Here is a 9,754-nt window from a genome sequence, read left to right on the forward strand (position 1 = left end):
CTCCTCCTCCACCTTGATCTGGGTGGCGATGCCGGCGTGGTCGGTGCCGGGCACCCACAGGGCGGCGTAGCCCTGCATCCGCTTGAAGCGGATCAGGATATCCTGGAGGGTGGAGTCCATGGCGTGGCCCATGTGGAGCTGGCCGGTGACGTTGGGGGGCGGCATGACGATGGTGAAGGGCTTTTTATCGGGATCACGGTGGCCCTCAAAGCAGCCGTTTTTCTCCCACATCTCGTAGACGCGGCCCTCCACCTCCTGGGGTTCATAGACCTTGGGAAGTTCTTTCTTCATCTGTTACACTCCTTTTCGGGGCAAAAAAAGTTCGCCCCAAGCTGTTGCTCAGGGCGAACCTGTTAGTCCGCGGTACCACCTGAATTTCCTCAAATGAGGACACTCATTGCCTCTGTAACGGGAGGATTCCGCCGCCCCCTACTGTGGTTCAGGGGCAGAGCTCTGGGACGACCTTCCCCCCACCGCCGGAGAGCCTTGCACCAAACCGGCTCCTCTCTGTACCTTTCGCGGGGGTACTCCTTCCCATCTTAGCCTTTGGGACATAGTATATGCACTTTTCGGGAAAATGTCAAGCCTCTGGCTTACCGCAGTTCCTTGTCGCAGTAAGCGCAGCAATCCACGCCGCCGTTCTGCTTCACCAGGGGGGGCAGGTAGTGCTCGGTCTGGGTGATGCAGTTGGGGTTGGAGCACACCGGCTTGGTGCCGATCTCCACGGCGCCGGGGCTCATACGGTCCTGATTGGCCAGGTCGGTGAGCAGCGCCATACGGGCATACATACCATAGCGGGCCTGCTCAAAGTAGACCGCCCGGGGATCGTCGTCCACGTCGATGGCGATCTCGTCCACACGGGGCAGGGGATGCATCACCAGCAGGTCCTTCCGGGCCCGGTCCAGCTTCCGGCGGGTGAGGACGTAAATGCCCTTGCACCGCTCGTACTCCAGGGGATCCACAAAGCGCTCCCGCTGGATACGGGTCATATAGAGCACATCCAGCTGGGGAATGACGGCCTCCAGGCCGGTGACCTCGGTAAACCACATATCATTCTCCCGCATGAAGGCCCGCATATATTCGGGCACCGCCAGCTCACGGGGAGCAATGAGGAAAAACTTGATGCCCTTGAACTTGGCCAGGGCCTTGATGAGGGAGTGAACGGTACGGCCGTTCTTCAGGTCACCGCACAGGCCCACGGACAGGCCGTCCACACCGCCCCGCAGGCGGGTGATGGTGGTCAGGTCGGCGGTGGTCTGGGTAGGGTGCATATGGCCGCCGTCGCCGGCGTTGATCACCGGTACATCAGAGTAAAGAGAAGCAGCCTTGGCGGCGCCCTCCTTGGGGTTACGCATGACCACCACATCGGCGTAGCCGGACACCATCTTGATGGTGTCCTTCAGGGTCTCGCCCTTGGCGGTGGAGGTAGATTTGGGATCGGCAAAGCCGAACACGGTACCGCCCACCCGCAGCATGGCGGTCTGGAAGGAAAAGTTGGTGCGGGTAGAGGGCTCATAGAACAGGCTGGCCATCACCCGCCCCCGGCAGGCGTCCATAAAATCGGCGGGGTGGTCCATAATATCACTGCACCGCTGGTACAGGGAATCCCACTCCGCCCTTGACAGGTCTCCAAAGTCGATCAAATGCCGCATGACGCTTCATTTCCCCTTTTGAATTTTTTCTATCGTATCATATTTCCCCTCGTTCCGGCAAGAGCAGAATGGACAAATTTCCTACTTTTTTCCCACTCCTCCTTGACATCTACGCCGTTCAATCTGCCCGGCTCTGTGTAAAGACTGACAGGTATCCTTTGCTCAGGTTATGCCCACACTAAAAAGCAAAGGAGGCTATGCCATGTCGCTGTTTTGGATCTTTCTAATTTATAGCTTTGTCGGCTTTCTCATCGAGGTAGGCTATGCCCGACTGAGTGGTGAATCCAAGCAGGACCGGAAGTGCCGCCTGCTTCTTCCCATCTGCCCGGTCTATGGGCTGGGCGCGCTGGGTCTGCTCCTGCTGCCGGAGTGTGTGCGGGCTCAGCCTCTTCTGTTGTTCCCTGCCGCGGTTCTGATCTGTACGGCGGCAGAGCTTCTGGCGGGTCTTTTTTATGAAAAAGTCTTTCTGGTATCCTTCTGGGATTACTCCCATTTGCCTCTGCATCTGGGCCGGCACATCTGCCTCCGCTTCTCCCTGTACTGGGGCGCATTGACTCTGGCCCTCTATTATTTGCTCCATCCGACGGTTGCCTGGCTGGCTGCCGCCATTCCAACCTGGGCCACACCACCCGCTGCGGCTTTGTTGTGCGTAGATACGGTACTCACCGCCCTTCTGCTGCGCCGAACACGGGATACCGGTTCTCTACGCTGGTATGTCCGGCTGTTCCGACGAAAGCCAGCGTGAAAAACGCCCCCTTTCAGATTTTTGTATCTGAAAGGGGGCGTCCCTCATGCCCGTCTCAGGTCATTTAGCGTCTCGTCAATCTTCTTCTGGGATACGTAAGCCTGGGCTACCGAGAGGATCTGCTCCAGGGTGATGGAGCGGGCAGCCCCCAGGATGGGATGCTTGAAGAGCATAGGGAACCGGCGCTGAAGCACCGCCCGGCTGCCCGGATGGTCCAGCAGCTCCCCTACTGTAATCTGATTGCGTTTGAGTTCCATGCGCTCACCTCCACCCCAGTCTATGCACCAGTGACGCAGATTTGACTTGCGGGCTGATGTGGGGCAGGCTATAATGGTGTGCATACCATATATCCGGATAAGGAGGCCCCACTTTCTATGATCCATTCTCTGGATAACCATGTTCCTCAGCTCCACCCGGAGGCCAGAATCGCCGCCAATGCCACCCTTGTGGGCAAGGTATCTGTCGGCCCCGCCGCCAGCATCTGGTACGGCGCAGTTCTGCGGGGCGATGAGTGCTCCATCCGCCTGGGCACAGGCTCCAACGTGCAGGACCAGGCGGTGGTCCACGGCGACCCGGACTTTCCCACTGTCATCGGTCGGGATGTAACTGTAGGCCACGGCGCCATCCTCCATGGATGCACAATAGAAGACGGATGCCTCATCGGTATGGGCGCCATCCTGCTCAACGGCTGCGTCATCGGTGCAGGCAGTCTGGTGGCGGCCGGGGCGCTGGTCACCCAGAACACGGTAATCCCGCCAGGCAGCCTGGTGATGGGTTCCCCTGCCAAAGCGGTCCGGCCCCTGCGCCCGGATGAGCAGGAATCCCTGCCCCACTCCGCCCAGCTCTATCGGGAGCTGTCTGCGGCCCAACTTCCCGCTGTCGGTCAGGAGGTAACAACATGAAAAAAGAGCATCACCCCAAGGGACAGCGCCGACAGGCGCTGAAAGAAGAGGTAAAGGCCAAACCCGGTGTGACCGCAGTCTATATCATTCTCCGGGCCCTGGTTATTGTGGCCATCGTGGCCCAGTCCTTCAAGGGTAATTTTGAGAACGTGTTTCTGTGTGTTCTCACCCTGTTTCTCTTTACGCTGCCTTCTTTCCTGGAGCGCACCATTCGTGTGGAGATTCCGGACACGCTGGAAATTATCATCTTACTTTTCATCTTTGCTGCAGAAATCCTTGGTGAGATCCAAGCCTACTACATCCAGTATCCCTACTGGGACACCATGCTCCATACCCTCAACGGTTTCCTGTGCGCTGCCATCGGCTTCTCTCTGCTGGACATCCTCAACCGGAATGAAAAACTAAAATTCAGCCTCTCTCCGGTCTATCTGGCTGTGGTAGCCTTTTGCTTCTCTATGACCATCGGCGTGCTTTGGGAGTTCTTTGAGTTCTCGATGGACCAGCTCTTCCTGCTGGATATGCAGAAGGATACCGTGGTCAATTCCATTGGCTCGGTGATGCTGGACCCCACCGGAGGCAATCACCCTGTCTCCATCAAACATATTACAGATGTGATCGTGGTCACTGCCGACGGCGCCCAGCAATCTCTGGGGCTGGGCGGCTATCTGGACATCGGCATTATCGACACCATGAAGGATCTGTTCGTGAATTTTATTGGCGCTGTGGTCTTTTCCACCATCGGCTTCTTTTATGTGAAAAACCGCGGCAAGGGCAAATTTGCTCCCCAGTTTATCCCCACTGTGGTGGACGATGTGGAAACAACGGCAGATCAGGACGATCCCACTCAGGATTAAGCTGCTTTGCTCCTCTGTTTTTCCACCTGCTCTCCCCTTTTGGCAGATTTTTTTACTACACACCTGCATAGAGTTCCTCCATTCCGCCCATACTAGGAGCGTACCACGGTAACAAGGAGGAATTTGCAATGAACCAGACCCCTAACAACAGCATCAAGTGCTCCGTCACCAACTGTGCCCATCACTGCGGCGGCCAGAACTACTGCACCCTGAATGAGATCAAGGTCGGCTGCTGCGAGCCCAACGCCACCAAGTGCGCCTCCACCGAGTGCGCCTCCTTCCAGCTGGGCCAGCACTAAGCACCTGAGCAACAAAAAACAGGACCTGCGAAAGCAGGTCCTGTTTTTTGTATTTGGAATTACTCCTTGGGCTCGGCAGGGGCCTCGGCCTTGGGAGCCTCCGCCTTGGGGGCGGCGGCGGCAGCAGGGGCAGCCTTGGGCGCCGCAGGCTTGACCTCGGGCACCTTGCCATCCACGGTGATCAGCTTGCGGGGGCACTTCTGGGCGCAGATGCCGCAGCCAATGCACTTCTCGTAGTCGATCACGGCCAGGTTGTTGACCATGGTGATGGCTTCCTTGGGGCAGTTCTTCATGCACAGAGAACAGCCAATACAGCCGTTGTCGCACACCTTCCGGGCATCCACACCCTTGTCATGGGAGGAGCAGGGAATGGTGACGTGGCGCTTGGTCTTGTAGGGCTCCAGTGCAATGATATGGCGGGGGCAGGTGTCCACGCACTTGTTGCAGGCCTTGCACTTGTCCTCGTCCACCTTGGCCACGCCGTCGATGACGTGGATGGCGTCGAAGGGGCAGACCTTCTCACAGGAGCCCAGGCCCAGGCAGCCGTAGGAGCAGCCCAGATCGCCGCCGCCGGGCAGCTTGGAAGCGGCCACGCAGTCGTGAAGGCCCACATAGTTGTACTGCTTGTAGTTCTGACCGCAGCCGGTGCAATGGACCTGAGCGATCATTTTGACAGCAGCACCGGCAGATACGCCCATAATCTCACCGATCTGAGCGGCGACAGCCTCGCCGCCGGCGGCGCAGGCATTGACAGGGGCCTTGCCCTTGGCCACAGCGGCAGCATAACCGGAGCAGCCGGGGAAACCACAGCCGCCGCAGTTGGCGCCGGGCAGGCAGGCCAGCACAGCCTCCTCCTTGGGGTCCACCTCAACGGAAAACACCTTGGCGGCGATGGCCAGTACCAGGCCGAAGATGGCGCCCAGCACAGCCAGGACCACAACGGCAAAGATAACAGTATTCATATCCATGATTCATCCGCCTCCCTTAACCAAAGACCTTCAGGCCGGAGAAGCCCATGAAGGCCAGAGCCACCAGGCCGGCGGCCATCAGGGCGATGGGGAAGCCCTCAAAGGCCTTGGGGCACTTGGAGAACTCCATCCGCTCACGAATGGAAGCGAAGATCACGATGACCAGCAGGAAGCCGATACCGCCGGTGACGCCATATACCACGCTGGTAATAAAATCGTAGCTGTTCTGGGTGTTCTGGAGCACCACGCCCAGCACGGCGCAGTTGGTGGTAATCAGGGGCAGGTACACGCCCAGGGCCTCATAGAGGGAGGGCATGGACTTCTTCAGGAACATCTCGATGAACTGCACCAGGGCGGCAATGACCAGGATGTAGGTCACGGTCTGCATGAAGGTCAGCCCCAGGGGCACCAGAATCAGCTCATTGATGGGCCAGCAGATAGCGGAAGCCAGACCCATAACGAAGATAACGGCCAGGCCCATACCGGAGGCCGTCTCCACCTTCTTGGACACGCCCATAAAGGGGCAGATACCCAGGAACTGGGCCACGATGAAGTTATTGACCAGGATGGCGCCAAGGGCCACGGTAAACAGGTTTGCCCAATCCATTACTTGGCCACCTCCTCAGTCTTTTTCTCGCCCTTCTTGGGCTTGTTCAGAATGTACTGCATGGCAGCGATGAGCACGGCCAGCGTGATGAAGCCGCCCACAGGGAGAATCATGCCCAGAGCGGGGATGCCCTCGGGCAGGATACGAATGCCGGCGGCAGTGCCCAGGCCGAAGGCCAGGTTGCCGTCCTTGCCGATCTCCAGCAGGCCGCCCATGATGGTGCCGTTGCCCAGGAACTCACGGACCACACACATGATCACCAGGATCATGGTATAGCCCAGGCCCTGGAAGATACCGTCCATGGCGGAAGCGCCGATGCCGTTCTTGTAAGCAAAGGACTCGGCACGACCCAGAATGATACAGTTTACCACGATCAGAGGGATAAACAGACCCAGGCTGGCCGACAGAGCAGGTACGAATGCCTGGAGCATCAGGTCCACGATGGTCACGAAACCGGCAATGACCACGATGAAGCAGGCAATACGAATATTGTTGGGAATAATCTTACGCAGAGCTGCGATGATAATATTGGCCAGGGTCAGGATCACCAGCACGGACACACCCATGCCCAGTCCGTTGAACAGAGTGGTGGTGATGGCCATGGTGGAACACATACCCAGCAGCTGGACGGTAACGGGGTTCTGATAGAACAGACCGTCCATCAGTTGTTTTCTTGCATTCATGGTTTGTTCCCTCCTTAACCCATGCTGGCCGCGGCGGCAATAGCGGAGGAAACCGCCTCGCATACGCCTCGGGAGGTGATGGTGGCGCCGGTGAGCGCGTCGATGGTGCCGCCGTCCTTGGTCACATGGACCTCACCAGTGGCACCAACGAACTGGGCACGGAAATCCTCCTTGCTGGCGTTGGAACCCAGGCCGGAGGTCTCGCCGGTCTTGACGATGGACACACCGGAGCAGGCTCCGGTAGCGTCCACGCCTACCATAATGGTCAGGTTGCCGCTGAAGGAAGTGGCAGGCTTGACCTGCACCACATAGCCGGCGTCGCCGGCGCTGTAGACGTCTTCCACGGTAGCGTCGCCGCCGGTGTACTGATCGGTAACCTTCTCATAGCTGTCGGCAGGCAGCACAGCAGCCATGGCCTCCTGGGTGGTCTTTTCGTTGTTGGCCGCAATGTAGGGCTTGGTGACCTCATTGGTCAGGCCCAGCAGCAGAGCGGTAACGGCGCAGATAGCAAACAGCACAATGACCAGAGTGGCCATGCCGGCTTCTTTCTTCTTAGTAACAGTTTCGCTCATGGCTTAGCCCTCCTTTCCGGCTTTGGCCTTTGCCTTGGCGGCGGCCTTCATTTCCTTGGTAACGCCGTAACGGTTGGGCTTGCCCACCTTGTCAATGAGCCACACGCAGCAGTTCATGATCAGGATGGAGTAGGACACACCCTCGGGATAGCCGCCGAAGTAGCGGATAAACACGGTGAGCAGACCGCAGCCGATGCCAAAGATGACCTCGCCCTTCTTGGTAACGGGGCTGGTCACATAATCGGTAGCCATGAAGAAGGCACCCAGCATCAGGCCGCCGGTGCACAGCTGATAGAGCATCCAGGTCAGCCGGTCATTGCCGCCCATGGGGAAGGCAAAGGTAAGCACGGCCACAGTGGCGATGTAGGCCACGGGGATGCGGGCACGGATCACGCCGCGCCAGATCAGGTACAGGCCGCCCAGCAGCAGCATGAGGGCGGACACCTCGCCGATACAGCCGCCCACATTGCCCACGAAGGCGTCCAGCAGAGAGGACTCAGGCAGCAGGCCGCCGTGCATGAAGTCGGCGGACAGGGGGGTAGCGCCGGTGACGATGTCAGCGCCGGACATGGTGACCTCACCGGAGATGAGGCCGGCCCACTTGTCGGTACCGATACCGGGCACGATCCAGGTGGTCATGGCCACAGGGTAGCACAGCATCAGGAAGGCACGGCCGCCCAGGGCGGGGTTCATGAAGTTCTGGCCCAGGCCGCCGAAGAGCTGCTTGACCACCACGATGGCGAAGAAATCGCCGATGATCAGCATCCAGTAAGGCAGAGTGGGGGCGCACACGAAGGCCAGCAGCACGCCGGTAACGGCAGCGGACAGGTCCTTGTTGGCGCAGGACTTCTTCATCAGCTTGCGATAGCCCCACTCAAAGAACTCGCAGGCCACCACAGAGATCAGAGTGGCAACGAGAGCACGGGGGCCGAAGAACACCACGCCCATGACCAGGGCGGGCACCAGCGCGATGAGCACATCGCGCATCAGGTTCTGGGTATCGATGGGGGAGGCCACGTGGGGGGACGAGGCCACCGTCAGATTCAGCTTCTTTTCCTCATTCATGCTTTGGCCGCCTCCTTTGCCGCTTTTTCCTTGGCCGCCAGATTCCGCAGCTCACCCTTGGTCACGCGGAAGGACTGGACCAGATGGATGCGGGCGGGGCAGATGTAGTTGCAGGAACCGCACTCGATGCAGTCCATGACGTTGAGGGCCTCCGCCTCTTTCCACATACCTTTCTCGGCATACAGGTGCATATACACGGGAGTCAGGTGCATGGGGCAGACGTTGACGCAGCGGCCGCAGCGCAGGCAGACCTCTTCCTCTACCACGGGTGCAGCCTCGTGCTTGGTGAGGCAGAGCACGGCGTTGGTGCCCTTGATGCAGGTCACGTTCAGGTCGTACTGAGCGATACCCATCATGGGGCCGCCGGTGAGGATGCGCTCAGGCTCCTCCTTGAAGCCCTTGGCCTCGTTGATGAGCTCCTGGAAGGACACGCCCAGGGGCACCATCAGGTTCTTGGGCTCCTGGATGGCGTCGCCGGTGACGGTGATGACGCGGTGGGTAACAGGCTTGCCCTCTACCACGGCGTCATACACGGCGGCAGCGGTGCCCACGTTGAACACGGCGCAGCCCACATGGGCGGGCAGGCCTCCGGGAGGCACCTCACGACCGGTGATGCGCTGGATCAGCTGCTTCTCAGCACCCTGGGGGTACCGGGTCCGCAGAGACTCCACAGTGATGTCACCCTTGCCGCCCACCAGAGCACGCAGGTGCTCGATGGCATCCTCCTTGTTGGCCTCCACACCGATCACGCCGCTCTTGAGGCCGAAGGCCTGCATGAGGATGCGCAGACCGCCTACAACCTTCTCACCATGTTCCAGCATGAGGCGATGGTCGGCGGTGATGTAGGGCTCACACTCGGCGCCGTTGAGGATCACGGTGTCCACCTTGCCAATACCCGAGCTGATCTTCACATGGGTGGGGAAGCCGGCGCCGCCCATACCGGTAAGGCCAGCCTCCTTCACGATGTTGACGATCTCATCGGTGCTCAGCTTGGTGTAATCGGGATGGGGAACGAGCTCGGAGCCCCAGGTATCCTGGAAGTCGTTCTCGATCACCACCGACATACACTTGCCGCCGCCCACATAGGGACGGGGCTCCACCGCCTTGACCTCGCCGGAGACCGAAGCGTGGATGGGGGCGCCCAGACCGGCGATCTCGCCGATCTTCTGACCCACCTTAACGTGATCGCCCACAGCAACGATGGGCTTACAGGGAGCACCGATATGCATGGACATAGCGATGACCACCTGCTTGGGAGCAGCGCTCAGAGGCGCTATCTCCTTGTGGCGTGCCAGCTCCTTCCGGTCATGGGGATGCACGCCGCCGTAAAAGCTTTGCTTCATAGGTCCACCTCGCAAATCTGACCCACACACGGGCCATTTTTCTGAGTTGTTTGACCGGTATCTC

At 59.3% G+C, this 9,754-nt stretch carries 13 protein-coding genes and 1 other annotated feature; of the genes, 4 read left to right on the plus strand and 9 right to left on the minus strand.

Annotation, left to right across the window (positions count from 1 at the left end):
- Together IHN22_RS11335 and pyrB are read right to left on the minus strand one after the other, a co-directional pair.
- Window positions 1–291: class I tRNA ligase family protein (locus IHN22_RS11335; protein ID WP_191435437.1), on the minus strand; the 291-nt coding region annotated here is incomplete at its 3' end.
- 46 nt (window positions 292–337) lie between these two features.
- Window positions 338–550: a binding site (T-box leader), on the minus strand.
- A gap of 43 nt (window positions 551–593) precedes the next feature.
- Window positions 594–1,652: an aspartate carbamoyltransferase gene (gene pyrB / locus IHN22_RS11340; RefSeq protein ID WP_087187720.1), complete on the minus strand. Its 1,059-nt coding sequence runs from the start codon at window positions 1,650–1,652 to the stop codon at window positions 594–596.
- A gap of 202 nt (window positions 1,653–1,854) precedes the next feature.
- Between pyrB and IHN22_RS11345 the strand changes: the two genes are divergently transcribed.
- Window positions 1,855–2,397 (plus strand): putative ABC transporter permease, encoded by a 543-nt coding sequence (locus IHN22_RS11345; protein ID WP_191435439.1) that lies wholly within the window; start codon window positions 1,855–1,857, stop codon window positions 2,395–2,397.
- Between the two features lie 44 nt (window positions 2,398–2,441).
- Here IHN22_RS11345 and IHN22_RS11350 read toward each other — a convergent pair whose 3' ends face one another.
- Complete coding sequence (locus IHN22_RS11350) at window positions 2,442–2,654, minus strand: hypothetical protein (protein WP_087187718.1); 213 nt, start codon at window positions 2,652–2,654, stop codon at window positions 2,442–2,444.
- Between the two features lie 117 nt (window positions 2,655–2,771).
- Here IHN22_RS11350 and IHN22_RS11355 point away from each other — a divergent pair, with 117 nt between their 5' ends.
- The 3 genes from IHN22_RS11355 (at window position 2,772) to IHN22_RS11365 (ending at window position 4,452) form a co-directional block, all read left to right on the plus strand.
- Window positions 2,772–3,299, plus strand: coding sequence for a gamma carbonic anhydrase family protein (locus tag IHN22_RS11355; RefSeq protein ID WP_191435441.1), 528 nt, complete (start codon window positions 2,772–2,774; stop codon window positions 3,297–3,299).
- Window positions 3,296–4,153 carry a hypothetical protein gene (locus IHN22_RS11360; protein ID WP_191435443.1) on the plus strand — a complete coding sequence of 286 codons (858 nt, stop codon included), beginning with the start codon at window positions 3,296–3,298 and terminating at the stop codon, window positions 4,151–4,153. Before IHN22_RS11355 ends, IHN22_RS11360 begins: the two co-directional genes overlap by 4 nt.
- 128 nt (window positions 4,154–4,281) lie before the next feature.
- On the plus strand, window positions 4,282–4,452 hold the full coding sequence (locus IHN22_RS11365; protein ID WP_087187715.1) for a DUF1540 domain-containing protein: 171 nt from the start codon (window positions 4,282–4,284) through the stop codon (window positions 4,450–4,452).
- 59 nt (window positions 4,453–4,511) lie between these two features.
- Here IHN22_RS11365 and IHN22_RS11370 read toward each other — a convergent pair whose 3' ends face one another.
- From IHN22_RS11370 to rsxC, 6 genes are read right to left on the minus strand one after another with little or no spacing between them, the layout of a single operon-like run.
- A complete protein-coding gene (locus tag IHN22_RS11370; RefSeq protein ID WP_191435448.1) occupies window positions 4,512–5,414 on the minus strand; it encodes an RnfABCDGE type electron transport complex subunit B in 903 nt (300 codons plus the stop codon).
- A gap of 22 nt (window positions 5,415–5,436) precedes the next feature.
- Entirely contained in the window at window positions 5,437–6,027 is a 591-nt protein-coding gene (rsxA, locus tag IHN22_RS11375) for an electron transport complex subunit RsxA (RefSeq protein ID WP_087266850.1), read from the minus strand.
- Window positions 6,027–6,710: an electron transport complex subunit RsxE gene (gene rsxE / locus IHN22_RS11380; protein WP_087266853.1), complete on the minus strand. Its 684-nt coding sequence runs from the start codon at window positions 6,708–6,710 to the stop codon at window positions 6,027–6,029. The genes rsxA and rsxE overlap by 1 nt, the downstream gene beginning before the upstream one ends.
- Window positions 6,711–6,724: 14 nt before the next feature.
- Entirely contained in the window at window positions 6,725–7,282 is a 558-nt protein-coding gene (locus IHN22_RS11385) for an RnfABCDGE type electron transport complex subunit G (RefSeq protein ID WP_087388325.1), read from the minus strand.
- A 3-nt stretch (window positions 7,283–7,285) separates the two neighbouring features.
- Complete coding sequence (locus IHN22_RS11390; protein ID WP_191435444.1) at window positions 7,286–8,347, minus strand: RnfABCDGE type electron transport complex subunit D; 1,062 nt, start codon at window positions 8,345–8,347, stop codon at window positions 7,286–7,288.
- Window positions 8,344–9,690 carry an electron transport complex subunit RsxC gene (gene rsxC, locus IHN22_RS11395; protein ID WP_191435446.1) on the minus strand — a complete coding sequence of 449 codons (1,347 nt, stop codon included), beginning with the start codon at window positions 9,688–9,690 and terminating at the stop codon, window positions 8,344–8,346. The genes IHN22_RS11390 and rsxC overlap by 4 nt, the downstream gene beginning before the upstream one ends.
- Window positions 9,691–9,754 lie beyond the last annotated feature (64 nt).

Origin of the sequence: Flavonifractor sp. An112 (assembly GCF_904377885.1) — a bacterium.
In the GTDB taxonomy this organism is placed as follows: domain Bacteria; phylum Bacillota; class Clostridia; order Oscillospirales; family Oscillospiraceae; genus Flavonifractor; species Flavonifractor avicola.